General features: G+C 40.2%; 14 protein-coding genes and 5 pseudogenes. 1 reads left to right on the top strand and 18 read right to left on the bottom strand.

From position 1 onward, the window contains the following. Positions 1-25 precede the first annotated feature (25 nt). Entirely contained in the window at positions 26-403 is a 378-nt protein-coding gene (locus tag JCM19043_RS05035) for a RidA family protein (RefSeq protein ID WP_062320553.1), read from the bottom strand. Positions 404-515: 112 nt separating this feature from the next. Here JCM19043_RS05035 and JCM19043_RS05030 point away from each other — a divergent pair, with 112 nt between their 5' ends. After that, positions 516-917, top strand: a complete 402-nt coding sequence (locus JCM19043_RS05030; RefSeq protein ID WP_062320551.1) for a secondary thiamine-phosphate synthase enzyme YjbQ — start codon at positions 516-518, stop codon at positions 915-917. A gap of 39 nt (positions 918-956) precedes the next feature. Here the strand turns inward: JCM19043_RS05030 and JCM19043_RS05025 are convergent, their stop codons facing one another. The 17 genes and pseudogenes from JCM19043_RS05025 to argC all read right to left on the bottom strand — a co-directional run bounded on the left by JCM19043_RS05025 (position 957) and on the right by argC (position 19,577). Continuing rightward, the gene (locus JCM19043_RS05025) at positions 957-1,151 is read right to left on the bottom strand and encodes a hypothetical protein (protein WP_156321339.1); all 195 of its coding nucleotides are present in this window, start codon (positions 1,149-1,151) and stop codon (positions 957-959) included. Positions 1,152-1,177: 26 nt separating this feature from the next. Beyond that, positions 1,178-1,591, bottom strand: coding sequence for a YesL family protein (locus tag JCM19043_RS05020; protein ID WP_062320547.1), 414 nt, complete (start codon positions 1,589-1,591; stop codon positions 1,178-1,180). Between the two features lie 136 nt (positions 1,592-1,727). Beyond that, positions 1,728-2,570: a carbohydrate ABC transporter permease gene (locus JCM19043_RS05015; protein ID WP_062320545.1), complete on the bottom strand. Its 843-nt coding sequence runs from the start codon at positions 2,568-2,570 to the stop codon at positions 1,728-1,730. A gap of 45 nt (positions 2,571-2,615) precedes the next feature. After that, positions 2,616-3,532 (bottom strand): annotated as a pseudogene (locus JCM19043_RS05010) (carbohydrate ABC transporter permease). 181 nt (positions 3,533-3,713) lie between these two features. After that, a pseudogene (locus JCM19043_RS05005) lies at positions 3,714-5,067 on the bottom strand (sugar ABC transporter substrate-binding protein). 394 nt (positions 5,068-5,461) lie between these two features. Beyond that, entirely contained in the window at positions 5,462-6,946 is a 1,485-nt protein-coding gene (locus JCM19043_RS05000) for an alpha-N-arabinofuranosidase (protein ID WP_062320543.1), read from the bottom strand. Between the two features lie 109 nt (positions 6,947-7,055). Beyond that, positions 7,056-8,561: an alpha-N-arabinofuranosidase gene (locus tag JCM19043_RS04995; RefSeq protein WP_062320541.1), complete on the bottom strand. Its 1,506-nt coding sequence runs from the start codon at positions 8,559-8,561 to the stop codon at positions 7,056-7,058. 167 nt (positions 8,562-8,728) lie between these two features. Continuing rightward, a complete protein-coding gene (locus JCM19043_RS04990) occupies positions 8,729-9,169 on the bottom strand; it encodes a lipocalin-like domain-containing protein (protein ID WP_062320539.1) in 441 nt (146 codons plus the stop codon). Further along, the gene (locus JCM19043_RS04985) at positions 9,163-10,035 is read right to left on the bottom strand and encodes an arabinan endo-1,5-alpha-L-arabinosidase (RefSeq protein ID WP_062320537.1); all 873 of its coding nucleotides are present in this window, start codon (positions 10,033-10,035) and stop codon (positions 9,163-9,165) included. The genes JCM19043_RS04990 and JCM19043_RS04985 overlap by 7 nt, the downstream gene beginning before the upstream one ends. A gap of 192 nt (positions 10,036-10,227) precedes the next feature. Then, positions 10,228-11,283, bottom strand: a complete 1,056-nt coding sequence (locus JCM19043_RS04980; RefSeq protein WP_231631406.1) for a GntR family transcriptional regulator — start codon at positions 11,281-11,283, stop codon at positions 10,228-10,230. Between the two features lie 237 nt (positions 11,284-11,520). Further along, positions 11,521-13,004 (bottom strand): annotated as a pseudogene (araA, locus tag JCM19043_RS04975) (L-arabinose isomerase). A gap of 48 nt (positions 13,005-13,052) precedes the next feature. Continuing rightward, the gene (araD, locus tag JCM19043_RS04970) at positions 13,053-13,742 is read right to left on the bottom strand and encodes an L-ribulose-5-phosphate 4-epimerase (RefSeq protein WP_062320535.1); all 690 of its coding nucleotides are present in this window, start codon (positions 13,740-13,742) and stop codon (positions 13,053-13,055) included. Between the two features lie 360 nt (positions 13,743-14,102). Further along, positions 14,103-15,097 (bottom strand): annotated as a pseudogene (locus JCM19043_RS04965) (acryloyl-CoA reductase). A 226-nt stretch (positions 15,098-15,323) separates the two neighbouring features. Then, on the bottom strand, positions 15,324-16,499 hold the full coding sequence (locus JCM19043_RS04960; RefSeq protein ID WP_062320533.1) for an aspartate aminotransferase family protein: 1,176 nt from the start codon (positions 16,497-16,499) through the stop codon (positions 15,324-15,326). Further along, a complete protein-coding gene (argB, locus tag JCM19043_RS04955) occupies positions 16,492-17,280 on the bottom strand; it encodes an acetylglutamate kinase (RefSeq protein WP_062320531.1) in 789 nt (262 codons plus the stop codon). Before argB ends, JCM19043_RS04960 begins: the two co-directional genes overlap by 8 nt. A gap of 13 nt (positions 17,281-17,293) precedes the next feature. Further along, positions 17,294-18,515, bottom strand: a pseudogene (gene argJ / locus JCM19043_RS04950) (bifunctional glutamate N-acetyltransferase/amino-acid acetyltransferase ArgJ). Between the two features lie 24 nt (positions 18,516-18,539). After that, positions 18,540-19,577 (bottom strand): N-acetyl-gamma-glutamyl-phosphate reductase, encoded by a 1,038-nt coding sequence (argC, locus tag JCM19043_RS04945; RefSeq protein ID WP_062320529.1) that lies wholly within the window; start codon positions 19,575-19,577, stop codon positions 18,540-18,542. Positions 19,578-19,719: the final 142 nt, after the last annotated feature.

Here is a 19,719-nt window from a genome sequence, read left to right as displayed (position 1 = left end):
ATGTTTATTCATGACATTATCGTCATTATTTCTTTACAATCGCATCCACTTCAACTTTAACGCCTTTAGGTAACTTTGACACTTCAACGGTTGCGCGTGCTGGGTACGGGGCATTTAAAAATAGGCGATAGGTGTCATTAAGTGCTTGAAAGTCATTTAAATCGGTTACATAAATCGTGAACTTTACGACATGATCGAGCGTTACTTTCGCTTGTTCACAAATAGCCTGTAAGTTTTTCATGACTTGTTTTGTTTGTTCCACAATACCTCCCTCAACGACTTCCATCGTCTCTGGGTCTAATGGGATTTGACCTGAAATAAAGATTAAATCACCGATATCTATTGCTTGTGAATAAGGGCCAATCGCTTGTGGTGCGTTATCTGTTTGAATTTCTTTTTTCAATCGACTCATCCTCTCGTCAGTATTCCTTAAATTTTAACATAATTCAGTTAATTTGGTATACTATCTGTAACATATATTTTAAAATCATTTACTAAACGAGAGGAGGATAACTATGTTTCAAACATTCTCACTTCCAACGCATCATCATAGCGAAATGATTGAGATAACCGATACGATTGAGCAATACTTAAAAGACGCAAGTGTTCGCGACGGGATTGTGATTGTGTCTAGTGCGCATACAACAGCTGGTATCACGGTCAATGAAAATGCTGATCCTGATGTGAAATCCGACTTTTTAAGGCGCCTTGATGAGGTGTATCCTTGGGAACACTCACTTGACCGACATATGGAAGGCAATACCGCCGCTCACTTAAAGACAAGTACCGTCGGCCATAGTCAGACGATTGTCATTGATAACGGTAGACTTATCCTTGGGACGTGGCAAGGGATTTACTTTTGTGAATTTGACGGACCAAGACAGCGTACGTATCATGTGAAAGTGATACAAGGTTAAAAAATCCCCATCTCAAGTTAATGTTGAGATGGGGATTTTTTAGGATGATGGAGACGTCTTTTTTAACAACGGCTCTGCTTTTTCAATACGAACGATACTTAACCAATTGATGCCAATGGCCATCATGACTACGAGTAATAAAGCAATCATCACGGTAAATTCAACAGTTAAAATCCCGACAATCACTAACCATACGACCATTAAAACCGTCGTAAGTGGCTTTGTGACCGTCATTACAAACGTTAGGATCATATAATTTTTCACCGATAACTCAAACCGAGAAAAGAGTGGAAAAATTGCAGTAACATCCCAATATACACGAGTGTAAGCGCTGATACACCGACAAGTAAAGCTGTAGCTGCAGGGTGATTTATTCTAATTAAAAAATTGAAATCAAGATATAGAAACAATCCGACAACACCAAAAATTAATCCAATACAATTGGCGGAGACAAACGCTTGTTTAAACTCATAGGCATAAGCTTTAAACACATGTGCGATCTCTTCATTACGAATCATTTGGCGAATCAACTGATTCATCGCTGCAGTGGCTGGCATGATGCCAAAAACAATCCCACCCAACAGCGTAAATAACACCCACAACGTATTGATGTAGATTAATTTCACTAGTTTATCTAGTACAGACATCATTGTTTCTGCCCAGTTGGATGCCATATCGCTTCCTCTCCTTCCTCTAAGATGTTGCATATTTCTCACTACTTGTCACTGATTATTTACGATGAAACACACGAGGTCGATCGTTCATACATCTTGAACACAACGATCGTTGTTATCTTCACGTCTACGCGTATCAACCTTTTACACCTGAAATAGCAATAGATTCAATAATTTGTTTCTGGAACACAAGGAAAATAACGAGCATCGGTAATAAGGCAATAATCGATGCAGCCATAATTAATGGATAATCTGTTTGAATTGCATAGGTCGCATTAAAGTTTGCAATAACTAATTGAATCGTTAGTTTGTCTGGTGAATTCAAATAGATAATCGGCGCTAAATAGTCATTCCAAACAGCCATAAACCAAAGAATGAACTGAGCAGCAATCGCCGGCTTAATAAGTGGGACAATGATTCGGATGAAAATTCCAAAAAACGATGTGCCATCTATTTTTGCCGCTTCAATTACCGCATTAGGGACATTAATTAAGTATTGTCTTAAGAAGAAAACCATCACAATGTTCCCAAATATAGGCGGGATGATCAACGGTAGTAATGTATCAACCCAACCAATGCTCGCAAACATTGAGAATTGAGGAATCATTAAACTTGGATACGGGATCATCATCGCCGATAATAGTAACAAGAAAATCATATTTTTATTTTTGAGTCGTAGTTTCGCAAAGGCAAAGGCCGCTAAACTTGATGTAAATGACCCAACGATTGTTACAGATAAAGAAATAATCAAACTGTTTTTAATCCCTGAAAGTAACGGACCTGCTTCCCAAATCTCTTTATACTTAGAGAAATCAAAGACTTCTGGAATCCATACGGGCGGTAAAGCAAACACATCTGACTTTTCTTTTACTGATGTCGATAACATCCATAGGAGGGGCGCAATCATCACAACGGCCCCGATACAAAGGATCGTAAATATAAGTATATTAAATAGTTTATTCTTTTTTGCTTCTGTCACTTTTCTCACCTCAACTTATCTTTATCACTTTTCCGCTCAATATGCTTAGTCAATTTCAAATGACGATCGATCATTTAATTTAAATTGGATCAAGGTAACAATGAAAATAATCGCCCCTAACACAACAGACATGGCAGATGCATAACCCATCTGTAAATTATCAAAGGCTTTACGCCAAATATAAAACACAACAGTGGCTGAACTAAATTCCGGTCCACCAGTTGGTGTCATGATGTTAATTTCAGTAAACATTTGCGCACCATTAATAATGTTTGTAATGACAAGAAAGAACGTTACTGGTTTAACCATTGGCCACGTGATGTGGATGAACTTTTTAAACTTATTTGCTCCATCTAAATCGGCTGATTCATAATACATCTTCGGTACACTTTGCAGTGCCGCCAGATAAAGCAACATCGAATAACCGAGTCCTTTCCAAACGGTCATAATAATCAACGCAGGTTTGACTGTATCTTTATTTTGTAGCCAGTTTGGTCCGTCAATACCAATTAAGTCTAAGAATTGATTGACCAAGCCATAATCACCGTTATAAGCCCATTGCCATAAGACAGAAATCGCTGCAAGCGATGAAACCACAGGAATATAGTAAATAACACGGAAAGCTGTTGTGCCAGGGATTTTACGATTCAATCCCATCGCCAGTAATAGCGAAAGTAATAAGCCAATTGGAATCCCTAACATCATAAAGAACGTATTAAATAATGATTTCATAAAATAATCATCTGTTAATAGTTTGTATAATTACTCAACCCAACAAAATTCATCGTCCCTAAACCATTCCAATTGGTAAACGATGCATAGATTGAGAAGAAAAATGGATACAATACAAATATCAAGTAACCGACAAGGGGTGATAAAATAAAGAGCATAGCTGCTCGTGATTCTTTTTTATATAATTTTGATTTTCTTGGTTTATCTGTTGCGGCTAATTTCGTTGCCATAGTTTCTCACCTCAAATTCATTAAAGTACTGATGCCTCCCATGATAATAAGCAAAGCTTTCTTATTTACCAAAAAGATTTGCTTAGGATCAGGAAAGTTATCACATCAATTACTGATTATAAGGATTAATGGGGGAAGAGACCATACTATCTTCTCTTTCCCCATTAAACATTTTAACTGGTTATTTAGATTGGTTCTCTAATTCAATCGCATTATCTAAATACTCTTGCATTTTTGGTTGAACTTCTTTTACATACTCCGCTGCTGTTTTATCACCATCTAAAACTGGTTGAACATTTGTAAAGAAGTAATCATACCACTCAGCATTATACGTGTTATTGGCCGGTAATGCGCGGCCATAATCTTCAACGATTTGAAGATACTCTTCTTTATTGGCTGGCATACTTGAATCATCCGCTGCCCAATCAGCTGCCATATCTTTTAAGTTAGGAATTTGAATACGCGCATCTACAAGCGCTTGTTGGCCTTCTTCAGATGCCGTTAAGTAATACACTAACTCTGTGGCTAAGTCTGGGTGAGAGGTTGACTGAGCAACCGCAATACCTAAAGTACCAACCCATGTGGCTGACTCGCCTGTTTGACCTGCCGGGTAAGGAATAACATCATATTCAAAATCTAATTCCGTATCAAATGTCGCTAAGTCCCAAGGAGCTACTGAAGAACGCTAATTGACCTTGCATCCAACGTTGGTACGTATCTAACGTTTGTGCATCTTCAATTGATGGCGTAATTTCATATTTCAACTGGTGATCAGCAAACCATTGTAAAGCTTCCGCAAATTCTGGTGTGTCTACTGTTACTTTTGTTTGTGTATCATCAATAAATCTTCCACCGTTACTCCATACGAAAGATTGCAGTACCCAGTTAATATTAAAGCCAGTACCGTATTGATCAATCTCACCATCACCATCAGTATCTTTTGTTAACACTTGGTTCACTTCAATAAATTCATCCCAAGTCATTGGTTCATCTTTATCTGGTAATTCTAATCCTGCTTCTTCAAACATTGTCTTGTTGTAACCTAATGAGAACGGTCCAACATCTTTTGGCATCGCATAAATGGACCCTTGCCCTTGTGTTTCACCATCAAATCGGTAACTATCCACACCATATTGCCAAATATTATCTAAATTAATTTTATCATTACTTTCTACATACTCTGTTAAGTCAAGTAAAATATTACTATGAGCGTAAGATCTTAACTCACCCGGCGCAATATAAAAAACATCCGGTACTTGATTACCTGTAATCGCTGCTTTCAATTTCGTCGCATATTGATCAGCTGCCGTTACAATCATTTCAACTTCTACACCTGGATTTTGTTCTTCAAAAGCATCAATGGCTTTTTGATAAGCTTTTTCCTCTTCTGTTCCACCACGGAACATAAATGTTAGCTTCTTCGTTCCATCGCCAGAATCATCACTACCTTCTGAACTACTTCCCCCCGCACAGGCGCTTAATAATAAAGCTGCACTAACGAGTAACATCATTAACACACGTAAAGAATTTTTCATTTTCTATACCTCCAGTTTTTCGTTAATCTCTGTTATTAACAAATTATAAGCGCTTTCATTTGACTAAAATAATAACTGCTTTTCGTCAATATCCTGAACTAATTTGTCAATAACTCTTTAAAACAACTATATTATAGTTGTTCGTACATGTCAATAGACTATCATGATTCTTTTCTATTTATCATGCGAATATCTTATGGAAACGCCGTTAAATATAGCTTGATGTCAGAAATAAAGCCATTTATAACATATTATCGTCAAAGTCGTTCGTATAACTAAAACGTTTATAACTTATCCAAAACGCTTGCTAAGACGTTTGTTTGATTAACCTTTTTATTAACCACTCGTTTTTTCTTTCAAATAAAAACAAGCCTATCGCTAGGCTTGTTTTTTATTATGACGCTTGAATAGTTAATAAGACAACAGACATAGGTGGTAATGATACATTTATTCCACCATCTATCTCTTTAAAGTCAGTAAAGGCTGTTGGCGTGACTTTTTCTGGTTCATCAAAAGTATTATGATGATGCATGTCAGTGGAAGTAATGACTTCACCTATAACATTTTTATAATCCAGACCACGCACGTGTAAATCGAGTGTAGCTTCGTCTGTTCGCGAAGCATTTGTTAGTGTGATATTAACTGTACCGTCTTCTTGTTTAGAAGCCGATCCGTTCACTTGTGGATAGTTGATGCCATCTGCTTCTAAAGAGGTGGTATCAATATCCAAGCTTACGCGTTCACTGTCTTGGTGAACGGTGTACATTTTAAAGACATGGTACGTCGGTGTTAATAACATTTGATCACCTTCAGTTAATACCATGGATTGAATGACGTTAACCATTTGAGCGATATTTGCCATCTTAATCCGATCATTGTGATTATTAAAGATATTTAAAGAAATACCTGCAATGAGCGCATCTCTTACCGTGTTCTGTTGATACAAGAAGCCAGGATTGGTGCCTGGTTCAACATCATACCAAGCGCCCCACTCATCGACAATCATCGCGATGCGTTTTTCAGGATCATATTTATCCATAATGGTCGCATGCTTATCGATTAGTGTTTCGATATGGTAAGCTTTCTGCATGGAAATATCCCACTCCGCTTCGTCGAAGCGGACCGCGTCACCCTTATTCCAAAAACCACCTGGGTGCACATAGTAGTGGAAGCTTAAGCCATCCATAAACGGTGCCGCTTCGCGCATCAATACTTCTGTCCAATTAAAATCAGCCACATTTGCGCCACCCGCAATTTTATAAATCTTATTCTCGCCATAATTTCTCACATACGTTTGGAACTGACGATACAAATCAGCATAAAACTCAGGGCGCATGTTACCACCACAACCCCAGTTTTCATTACCAACACCAAAATATTTCACACGCCATGGCAAGGCTTGGCCATTTTCCTTACGCCAGTTCGCCATAGGTGACTCGCCATCAAATGTCATATATTCAACCCACTCAGACATTTCTTGAACGGTACCTGAACCAACATTGCCGTTGATATATGGTTCAGCTCCTAACATCTCACAAAGAGCCATGAATTCATGTGTGCCAAAGTGATTGTTCTCAACTAACCCACCCCAGTGCGTATTGACCATACGTTTTCTTTTTTCTCTTGGACCCACACCATCTTTCCAGTGGTATTCATCCGCAAAACAACCACCCGGCCAGCGTAACACTGGAATTTTTAACTCTTTTAGTGCATGTAGAACATCATTTCTAATCCCTTTTGTATTTTCAATGGCACTATCTTCTCCGACCCATAGCCCTTCATAAATACAACGACCTAAGTGTTCGGCAAACTGTCCATAAATATTTTTATCAATGATGCCTTTTGTGACATCCGCATTAATGACTGCACGATGTGTCATACTCTCACCTCATCTAATATATTTACTATCCTCGTTTAAGTACGTCTTGATTTAGTTTTGGTACTTATTGATTAATTGTTTATTACTACTATGGCATGTTTATTTAATGTTATTTTCTCAAACGAATCACATTCCATGACGTTTTCTTCAGTTGCGCTGATAACTGACCTAATTCAAACGTTGTCGCATTGTTAAGCGATGGTTTAACTGCTTCATGGGCCATCGTATTAACAGCTTTCACATCATCATGGTAAAGTTCAATATGTTCGACAAGCTTGTACCCTTCAAAGCTACGTAAGTCAATGTCTAATGGCATCGCATCCGTCAGGTGCTTATTTACAATAAAGATAGTCAATGCTTCTTCTTCCTCGTTATGAACAGCCGCCGCATCTAAATACGGCACATCAGTAAAGTCTTTTGAATCATACTTTGGCACGTTAAGAATCGGTTTAAGCGAGACACCGCGACCGAAGACCGATGTATGCATATAAGGATAAAAAATCGTCTGTTTAAAGCTACCGCCACCGTTTTCTGTCATAATTGGTGCAATCACGTTGACGAGTTGTGCCATCGCCGCCATCTTCACCCGATCCGCATGTTGAAGGAACGTAATTAACATACTACCAACGAGTAAGGCGTCTTCAAAATTATAGTGATCTTCTAATTGGGGCGGGGCAATTGACCATGGTTCAATTTGTTGGTCTTGTTCATTAGAATGATACCAAACGTTCCACTCATCAAAACTTAAGTTGATTGTCTTTTTACTGCGATGCTTTGCTTTAATATAATCACACGTAGCCGTCACTGTTTTAATGAAGTGGTCCATATCTAAGTTTTTCGCTAAGTAGTTAGCCGTATCATTTGAGCGGTTACCGTAATATTGATGAAGCGAAATATAATCGACTGTGTCATAACTTAAATCAAGCGTCGTTGCTTCATATTCAGGGAAGGTGGGCATATTCGTATTCGAACTTCCACAGGCAACGAGCTCAATATCTGGATCAACGAGTTTCATCGCTTTTCCTGTTTCATTCGCCAAACGACCATATTCATAGGCTGTTTTATGTCCGACTTGCCACGGCCCATCCATTTCATTCCCTAAACACCACGTTTTAATATTGTGAGGTTGTTCATAACCATGCTTTCTGCGCAAGTCACTATAATACGTCCCACTTGGGTGATTGGTGTATTCAATTAAGTTTCTTGCCGCATCAATCCCTCTTGTCCCGAGATTAACTGCCATCATCACATCAGCATTGACTTTCTTTGCCCAATCGACGAATTCATTTGTGCCTACTTCATTTGTTTCAATCGTTCGCCAAGCAAGCTCTAATCTGCGGGGACGGTCTTCTTTTGGTCCAACCCCATCTTCCCAGTTATAAGCGGACACCATATTCCCACCAGGATATCGGACAATCGGTACGTTTAATTCTTTTACTAAATCAATCACATCTTGCCTAAACCCTTGTTCATCACTATTGGGATGATCTGGTTCATAAATGCCGCCATACACGGCACGTCCTAAATGTTCAATAAACGAACCATAAATCCGTTTATCCACTTCTGCAATCTTAAAATGTTGATCAAGTGTCATTGTTGCTTTCATTTTCACCATCTTCACCTCTCCTATTCAGTTCAACTCTTGTGTACAAATGTTTAATTAATTCTTTTTAAAACACATTTGTACGTATAGGTATATTTAGTATAAAGTTTTTAGTAACCGTTTTCAATAGATAAACTTTATCTTTTGTGTCAGTTACTAAAGAATCCCGTTCATGTTTTTTACTTACCAGTTATTTTCTTTCCCATCGTCACAACACCTTTATGATTATACCCGGCAAATACAATCGTCTCACACCAACGCTCCCAGTCCCAACCTGCGCTCACTTTACCATCTAGCACCTCATCACTTAAATGGACTTTGACACTGTTTTTGGTCGGTTTCACAATAAAACGCGGCCGGTCTTTTGGTTCGGTGAGTGCGACTTGATAAGCAAGGTCTTGATCATGGTTAGTCGGATCAATCCGAACGAATTCCCACTGACCTTGTAGGTCATGGTCTTTGATCTCACGATTATCTTCACCCGCGAATCGTTCGGGCGATACGAGTGGCCATCCTTCATCGGACCATAAAATCTTTCTGATATGGACGTAGTGGACATGTTTATTCACCGGTTCTCTCACGTGGTGACAGACAAAATAATCGTCACTATCTTTTAGCACAGAATTATGCCCTGGCGCGAGCAACCTTCCCCGTCACTAAACTTATAGCTACCGAGTACTTTCATGCCAATCTCGTCTTGATTGCCTTCAATGTCTGTGAGCTCTTTTCCATTGTAGTCTGTATAAGGCCCGGTAATTGATTTGGAACGTCCAATACGAATATTGTAATCTGCAAATAATGAGTCATAAGAGACAAATAAATAGTAGTAATCAAACACGTCATTATAAATAATGTAGGGCCCTTCTAACGCACGGTCGACGGATGTATGACGTTTAGCGATCAGTGTGCCCGGTCCAGGCGTTTTAAATTTTCCTGTCTTCGGCTCTATTTCATTGACATAAAGCCCTCCGAAAAATGATCCAAACACCATATAAACTTGCCCTTCTGGGGTAAAGGTAATATTCGGATCAATCGCATTGGGACCCTCTGTCCCTCTCACTGATTTATAAACAAGTCCCAAATCTTCATACGGCCCCGTCACAGAATCACTTACCGCGACACCGATAAACGATTGTGTTTTACCAAATTGGCTAGCCGCGTAATACAAATAGAACTTTCCATTCATTTTAACAACCTCTGGAGCCCAAAGACCGTTTGCCTCAGTCCAATTATACGCCTCACGTGGTACACCATCACTAAAGGCACGGCCGACAAAGGTCCAATGTATTAAGTCCGGTGATTGTCTAATCTGAATCCCCGCTTTAACATGATCTTTTCCTCCTGTATCGGTTGAAAAGACATAATACATCTCACCTTCTTTAATAATCGCCGGGTCATGTGCACCGTAACTGCCCCACTTTGTTTCATCTTTCATCACATCAGGATCAAACGGTGTATCTTTTGGTAAGTAGTCTTTCTTTATCAACTACATCAGCCCCTCTACTATTGTAAATATTTATGCCAAGTATTTTTTGAAACGCTTTCATTTCGCGTGTAAAAATAGCCGCAACACGAGTTACGGCTATATGAAGCTATAGAAATACTCAAAACAAAGATTAATGTTTCGGTTTGGTCGTTGATGAACGTTCCACGAGTACAGGTTCAAATACGACCGATTCTACCGGTTCTTCTTTCTTTTTCTGCGTGCACTTTGGTCCTTGACTAAATCTAGGATCATCTTAGCCGCTACTTCCCCTAACTCACTTTGCGGGTGTTTCACTGTCGTTAATTTTACTTCCGACACTTCCGCAAGGAAGGAATCGTCAAAACCGATGATCGATAAATCGTCAGGCACCGATAACCCTTTCTCACGTACAACATCGAGTAACGCAATCGCAAGCTCATCATTATAACAGACTAAACCTGTCGGACGTTCCTTTTCTGGTAAAGCTAATAACTTTTCAAGTTCTGTTTGCGGATGATGGTATTTACCTTCCGTACTGTAAAGAATGATATTGTTTGGATTGATACTCAGACCATTTTTACGGTGAGCTTTTAAATACCCCTTCATCCGTTTCGAACCTTGTCCATCATCATTTTTAAAGAACCCAACGATATTCGTATGACCAAGTTCAATTAAGTGTTCGGTTTGAAGCAAACCACCCTGTTCATCATTTAACGTAATACTTAACGGCTCAAGTTCATCATAAAAAGAGTTAATCATAATATAAGGAATATTTTGACGCTCCAAGTTTAAATAATAATTAATGTTCGGATTACTGATCGCACTTTTTGTCGGTTCGACAATGACGCCATCAAAATGTTGCGTTAAGATTTTTTCTAAGAACCGACGCTCATTATCATGGTCGTTATTCGTACTAAATAAACTCACATGATAACCTTGTTGGCTAAGATAAGACTCAGCTCCGCGAATAATCGATGGGAAAATATAATCTGAAATGTACGTCGTTATAATCGCAATGTTCTTTTGGTTTTTTACTAATTTAGACTCATCCTCTTTGGAGCGATCCGCACAAAATGTTCCTGCACCTTGTTCACGGTATAACCACCCTTGATTAACTAACTCACCAATCGCTAAGCGCACTGTGTGACGGCTGACACCGAATTGTTTCATTAATTCACTTTCTGAACTAATTTTCTGATGAGGTTGAAATGTGCCATCTAAAATCTTTGATTTAATTGCTTGTTTGACAATACTGTATTTTGTCTGCATAAGTTACACCTCTTACATTCTTTTGACTTATTAATCTCTTTCTAGTTTAACACAAACTCATCTGGAATTAGTCAGAAATGCGACAAAATGATGGAGTTTTTAATAAGATGTTAACAACTTCCAGTAGTTTTGTTGTTTGAGGAAACATACGGATATGCTTCCTCTCTAACAAAACAACATAAAAGGGGGTAAGAGATCCGCGGGGGACGTGATCTCTTTTATATGATAACCAGCATATTAGCGGAAAATAGCTTCATTCCATTTCAATTCATTTCTGAATTGACGTAAGTTCAAATCTTTACCGATAACAACCACTTCAATATCTGTCATTTCCGCAAAATCAACCAACTGTTCGGTTGTTACGGTAAATGATAGCGCGGTATGGTGAGCCCCACCGGCATAAATCCATGCGGCTGTTGCCTCACTTAAATTCGGTTCAGGCTTCCATAATACTTTGGCAACCGGTAAGTGTGGTGTCTCAATTTTCGGTTGTTCTGCTTTAATCTCACTGATGACTAAACGATAACGGCCACCTAATTCGATTAATGAGGCATTGATCGCATCGCCTCCTTGACCATCAAATACGAGTCGAGCTGGGTCTTCTTTGCCACCAATACCAAGTGGATTCACCACAATTTTTGGTTTTGTCGCGCTGACTGTCGGGCAAATTTCTAACATATGTGAGCCAAGAATCATTTCATTACCCGGTTCTAAGTGATACGTATAATCTTCCATGAACGTTGTCGCTTTATTATCAGACATAATTTTCATTAAACGAACTAACGCAGCCGTACGCCAGTCACCTTCACCCGCAAAACCATAGCCTTCAGCCATGAGACGCTGACAAGCAAGTCCTGGTAATTGCTTCATCCCGTGTAAGTCTTCGAAGTTTGTTGTAAAGGCATTATAATTACCTTTACTAAGGAACGATTTTAACGCCAGTTCCACTTTCGCTTGATAGCGAATCGACTCATACACATCGCCTTTTTCTTTCACTGCTTCAGGTAAGTCATACATGGTTTCATATTCTTTATACAGAGCGTTAAGCGCCTCATCTGAGACTTGATTGATTTCTTCAACTAAATCACCGATGCGTAGTAATCAACCGTCCAACCGAATTTAATTTGCGCTTCGATTTTATCGCCATCTGTTACGGCAACGTTACGCATGTTGTCACCAAAGCGTGCGACTCGGATATTTGTGCCTTCTTTTACGCCAATCGCAACGTTCATCCACGCGGCGATTTGTTTTAAAATGTCTTCATTTTTCCAATGACCCACAATCACTTTACGACCTAGACCTAAACGTGTACCGATAAAGCCATACTCGCGATCTCCGTGAGCCGCTTGATTTGTGTTCATAAAGTCCATATCAATGGAACCCCAAGGGATATCACGGTTATATTGCGTATGGAAATGTAGCAGCGGTGTTTGAAGTGCTTTTAACCCAGCGATCCAAGATTTTGCTGGCGAGAACGTGTGCATCCAAGTAATAACCCCGGCACATTCTTTACTGTTATTTGCATCGAGTGCTAACTGATGAATACTATCAGCTGTTGTCACTACCTCTTTAAATTCTACCTTAAATGGTAAAATACCTGACGCATTCAATCCATCGACGACAACTTTTGAATTATCAGCCACCTCAATTAATGTTTCCTCGCCGTATAACGGCTGACTACCTGTCACAAACCAAAAAGTGTACGGTTTTGTTTTTAACATGGTTCATTCCTCCAATAAGTGTTTAATGATATGTTGCTTTTTCGTTAATTAATTCTGCCCGTAATAGGCATTTTTTCCGTGTTTGCGTAAATAATGTTTATCTAGTAACGTCTGTTGCATATCTTTTGTATCCGGATTAATTTGATACGTTCTAAGAGCCATTTTGGCGACTTCTTCTAACACGACAGCGTTATGTACCGCTTCTTCTGGGTCTTTCCCCCAGTTAAATGGCGCATGTGAGTGCACGAGTACACTCGGTACCATAAGTGGATCACAATACTTAAATGTCTCTACAATGACGTGACCTGTTTCTTTTTCATACTCACCTTTAATTTCTTCTTCAGTCATCCGACGCGTACAGGGAATCTCACCATAGAAGTAATCACCGTGTGTTGTGCCAAGTGCCGGGACGGCGCAACCTGCCTGAGCCCAACTTGTTGCCCAAGGGGAATGCGTATGGACGACACCACCGATGCCTTCAAAGTTTTTATAGAGCACTAAGTGTGTCGGCGTATCTGATGAAGGTTTTTTATCTCCTTCAACGACATTGCCATCTAAGTCTACGACAACTAAGTCATCGACGGTCATCTCGCTATAAGGCACACCACTTGGCTTAATCACCACAAGACCCGAATCTTTATCGTAACCGCTTACATTGCCCCATGTAAACGTCACTAAACCATGTTTAGGCAAGTCAAGGTTTGCTTTTAACACTTGTTCTTTTAATGCCTCTAACATCTTTCCATCAACACCTTCCTAAGTTTAAATCCTTGTACGGATGTTTAATACCACACTCTTATAGTAATATAATTCGTACGTACAATCAAGAAAGAATCCTTAAATATTTTAAAAAACTTTAAAAAACCCACTAAAACCTTTAATTAACAAGGTTTTAGTGGGTTTTGCTTTTTTGTTTTTATTGATTATTAATCTGATTTTCAACCTTTTTCAGACAAGTGATTAAAGAAAAATATCAACATATTAACCAATAAGTATAGATGTGAATTACTTTATTTATCGGTTAAACGAATGGAATAAGCTGTTTTCACTTAAATTACCGTACAGGCACACAAACAGACCCTTTAAAAATGACTCCACTTACACCAATGCCACAACATAGCGACCTTTTGCCCCACCGGAAAGAATGCGCGGGAGTTTATCACTTAATTCTTCTAAAATAATGACGTCGTGACCAATTTGGTTAAATTGGTCATCGGTTAATTTATAATCAGTAGCTAGACGGTGCCACATCGCTTTTCGTGTAGCGATTGGACAATAGACGGAATCAATGCCAGCCAAGTGAATACCGCGTAATATAAACGGATAAACCGTGGCTGGTACTTTGACACCTGCGGTTAAACCACTAAGACTAACCGTACCGTTATACGTAACTTTAGTGAGCACGCGCGATAAGACCTCACCACCGGCAACTTCAACCGCCCCAGCATACTGTTCACGGTCTAGTACGCGTGGTTTTTCATTCATAAACGTTTCTCGGTCAACGATTGACTCTGCCCAAGTGACATTAACCAATCATGCATCTCACTTTTTCCTGTCATCGCCGCAACGCGGTAACCTAAATTTTTCAATATGGCCGTTGAAATCGAGCCAACCCCACCTGTTGCGCCGGTCACAAGTACCGGAAGTGCTTGATCCATTTGATGTTGTTCTAATTGATCAACAGAGAGCGCCGCCGTTAAGCCTGCCGTCCCTAAAATCATCGCTTGTTTTAATGTTAGGCCATCTGGCAAGGGTACGACCCACTCGGCTTTGACGCGTTGGTACTCACTGAATCCACCATCATGACTCACACCTAGTTCATAACTTGTCACAATGACCTTATCCCCCTCTGTAAAGCGGTCATCAATCGATTCAACGACCTCACCCGCTAAATCAATACCAGGTGTAAACGGGTATTGTTTCACGATAGGTGACTTCGTCATATTCGCCATCGCATCTTTATAGTTAATCCCTGAGTAATGTACTTTAACTAAGACTTCTCCTTCTGGTAAATCTGTTTCTGTTAGAGTTTGCACTGAACCGATGATTTCATCATTGATTTGTTCTAGACGGTAAGCTTTAAATGTTTTCATTGTTTCTCCTCTTTTCATCATTTATCTTTACTTATAGTGACTCTCATTGTGCTCAGTTTCACTTTATCACTTGCGACCTTCATATATTACGTTATCCTTTAGCTAGCGACAATACTTCAACAACTTTTATTACAGGCATAAAAACAACTCATATAGGAGATTCCCCATATAAGTTGATATTAACCGTTATTTTTATCTAATAATAACACCGACAAAATTGCTTCCTTCACACGAAGAGATCATGAATCACGCGGAGCGCTTTATGCATTTCTTCTTCTGTCGTCGTTAATGGTGGCAGAATTCTTAACACATTTGGCCCAGCCATCACAAAGAGTGTCTGCATCTCTTCCCTTGCTTTATTCACATAATCAATTGCCGGTTCAGTTAGTTCTAAACCAATTAAAAACCCACTCGCACGAACGATCTTAATCGTTGAATTTGCCTCTTTTATTTGGTTTAGTCCCGTAATGAAGTCATTGGCCTTTTGTTTAACCTCTGATAAAAAACCTGGTGCTAATACGGCTTGTAAGGTGGCAAGACCCGCCGTTGTCACAATCGGATTCCCACCAAAGGTCGATCCGTGTGTGCCTTTTGAGAAAGCTTTCGCGACGTCGTGTTTAGCGAGCACGGCACCAATAGGAAAGCCAGAGGCTAAACCTTTAGCGGACGTTAAAATATCTGGTTCAAATCCGTATTGTTCATATAAGTAAAGCGTACCGGTCCGGCCGACGCCAGTCTGAATCTCGTCAACAATGACTAATACACCCGCTTGTTGGCATGTTGTCACTAATTGCTCGACCCATTCTTTTTCCGCAGGAATGACCCCACCCTCACCTTGAGTCAGCTCCAACATGACCGCCGCTGTCTCGTCGTGGATTAAATCATCAAGAGCGTCGACATCGTTATAAGGCAAATATCGAAACCCTGGCATATGCGGGGTAAACCCGTCTTGAATTTTTTCTTGACCGGTCGCCTTTAAAGTTGCGAGTGTTCGGCCGTGGAACGATTGTTTAAACGTCACAATCTCAAAACGGTGGTTCTTTTTTATTTTTTGATGATAACGCCTTGCGAGCTTAATCGCGCCTTCATTTGCTTCAGCTCCGCTGTTACCAAAAAACACTTGATCAAACACGGTATTTTCCGTTAGTAGCTTGGCTAATTGTTCTTGTGGTTGAATATGATAAAGGTTAGACACGTGCCACAAACTGTTTAATTGTTGTTCAACCGCTTGTTGAACACTCGGCGGCCTATGACCGAGATTACACGTCGCAATTCCTGCGGTATAATCTAAATACTTTATCCCTGCTTCGTCATAGACATATGACCCCTCGCCGTACGTTAACGTAATCGGAAAGCGGCCGTATGTTTCCATAACTGGGTCAATCATTGTTAGGTTAGACATAAGACACCTCGCTTAATGTAATTCGTGTTCCCACAGCTTCTCCAGCAATAAATTGATGGATAGCCTTTTCCTCTAAGCCACTAACAATCGCTACTTCTGGCACACCTTTTTCTAAGGCAGCGAGCGCCGATTGGACTTTCGGTATCATCCCGCCATAAATTGTCCCCTCTTCAATTAATGCCTCAATCTCTTTTGGACTTAAGTGATGTAAGACGTGATCAGCTTTTTTCACACCTGGAATATCACTAATAAAAAGAAGCGGTGCTGATAAACTCTCAGCAATGGCAGCGGCAACCATATCAGCATTCACATTATATCGCTGGGCATCATCTCCAAGCGCTAAGGGCGAAATCACCGGAATATATCCGTTGGTCGTTAACGTTGTTAAAAAGTCATGATTCACAGCTGTCACTTCACCAACATAACCGATGTGAGAAGCTTTCTTTACCGGGGTTGCTTTAAGTAAGCCACCGTCCACACCGCTAACCCCCATCACTTTGGTGTTGAACTGCGAAAGTTTACGCACGATTTGTTTATTGACAGCCCCACTTAAGACCATTTCAACAACATCTAGTACTTCGTTCGTTGTTACTCTTAAGCCATCGATAAAGGTTGATGTGACATTTAATTGTTTTAATTTTGACGAGATCATTGGCCCACCGCCGTGCACGATTACTGGCGCGATACCATGCGATTCTTTTAGCGAACCAAGCATCTTAAAGAATGATTCCGGTAACTCATCGACAATACTGCCACCACATTTAAACACAATCGTCTGCATCAAAAATCCCCCTTTACGTCCGGTAAGACGCATTGATTCTGACATACTCATAACTTAAATCACAACCCCAACCGTAGGCTTCGCCTGGTCCATCACCGACATTCACATCAATGGAAACGTCCGTTTGTTGTAAATATTGTTTGGCCTCTTCTTCACTAAACGACACAGGTACACCGTGATTGACAACGGTGATCTCCCCTAACTTCACACTCACCTGATTCGGATCAATTGGTTCGCCGCTATAACCAACGGCGGTAATAATCCGGCCCCAATTCGCATCGGCGCCGTGGATGGCTGTTTTTACTAAGTTAGATGAAATGACAGCTTTGCCAATCTTTTGCGCACTTTCATCATGAGCGGTTCCACTCACATGAACTTCAATTAATTTTGTTGCCCCTTCACCGTCTCGTGCAATTTCTTTCGCTAGTGTTTGACAGACGAAGGTGAGAGCTTGTTCAAATAACGGATAATCTTTATGAGCCGTATTTAGCGGGGTATGGTCTTGCTTGCCGTTCGCAAGTACGAGAACCATATCATTGGTTGACGTATCCCCATCAACGGTAATCATATTAAATGATTGATTTGTAATGGCCTTTAATGATTGATCAAGGGCAGCTTTTTCAATAGTGGCATCTGTCGTAATAAAGCTCAGCATCGTGGCCATATTTGGATTAATCATGCCAGAACCCTTCGCCGCTCCAGCAATCGTAACGGTTTTACCTTCAATGTCAATCTGAACACAGGCACGTTTTTCTTTTGTATCTGTCGTAAGAATAGCTGTTTCAAACATATCACTCGTTTGCGCGGCTCTATCCATCTGGCAATACCGGCCGTAATTTTGTCCATCGGTAATAACTCACCAATGACACCAGTCGAGGCTACTGCCACATGATGCTTTTTTACGCCAAACTTCTTACTCATTAAGTCCCGCATTATCAGGCATCTTTGTCTCCTTGCTCACCCGTACAAGCATTTGCCACTCCTGAATTAACAATCAGTGCTTGAATCTTGCCGTCTACCTTAATACTGTCTTGTGTCACCTTAAGTGGTGCCGCTTGAAAACTATTTAACGTATAAACCCCCGCCGCGACAGCTGGCACGTCTGAATATAGCCAAGCTAAATCGAGTTTCCTTTTTCTAATACCGGCATGTAACCCACCGGCTTCAAACCCCTTTGGTGTAGCGATGTCGCCGTTTTCTAATATCGTCATCTCTTTTTTTAATGTCGTCATCATCATGCTCATCCCCTCTCAGTCGAATTATGGATACAGTGGACTAAGGTTCAGTCCTTCTGTTTCATCTAAACCGTATAAAAGATTCATATTTTGAATCGCTTGTCCTGAAGCACCCTTCACTAAATTATCGATCACCGATACAATAATTAGGCGCTGTGTCCTTTCATCAACCGTTATGTGTAGATCACAATAATTAGAGCCATACACCTGTTTTGTTTCCGGTAAACTGTGACCCGGTTTCACCCGGACAAAGGCGCGATCTCGATAGAACGATTGATAAAGTTCCCTTATAGCCTCTTCACTTATTGCTTCTGTTAAATTCACATACATCGTTACCAAAATCCCGCGCGTCATCGGCACAATATGAGGCGTAAAATTAATAAAGATTGATTTTTCAGTTTTTTCAGATAAAAAACGTTCGATTTCTGGCGTATGCTTATGAGACCCGACTGCATAAGCACGTGTATTTTCATTCATCTCAGCATAGTGTACGCCTTGGGAAAGCGAGCGACCCGCGCCTGACACCCCTGTCTTCCCGTCTACAATAATAGAGTTACGATCAATAAACGCTTGATCAATGACCGGGAGTAACCCGAGTAGTGTGGCGGTTGGATAGCAGCCTGGATTAGCGATTAACTGCGCGTCTTTAATTTTATCTCGATACACATCAGCTAAACCGTAGACGGCTTGATTCAAATACGCTTTGCTCGCGGTCGTTTTGTTGTACCACGCTTCATAGACCGCTGGGTCAGCTAAACGAAAGTCACCAGATAAATCAATGATTTTAACCTCTGTCTCTAATAAGGCGGGCACCCATTTATGACTAACGGCCGGTGGTGTCGCAAAAAATAAGACATCGACATGTCGCGCGACATGTTCAACCGTTAATTCTTCCATTGCGACGTCAATGATTGTATCAAGGTGCGGATAGACGTCACTAATGTTTGTTCCTTGTTTTGATTGCGAATAAAGATACATCTTCTCCACTGCTTGGTGGTTGGTTAAAAAGCGCATCAATTCAATCGCACCGTAACCTGTCCCTCCAACAATACCTACGTTCATTTATGTTTCCCCCTCTATCTTTCCGTTCCTCTTTGTGATTAATTATTATACTGTATTATGTATGTTTATACAACCTTTTTCATGATATTACTGTATAAAAGTTATTTTAATGAATATTTATTCGAATTTCACGTATAAATCA

The sequence above is a fragment of the Halolactibacillus sp. JCM 19043 genome (genome assembly GCF_001310395.1).
Lineage (GTDB): Bacteria > Bacillota > Bacilli > Bacillales > Amphibacillaceae > Halolactibacillus > Halolactibacillus miurensis.
This window is presented reverse-complemented; position numbering and strand designations above follow the sequence as displayed.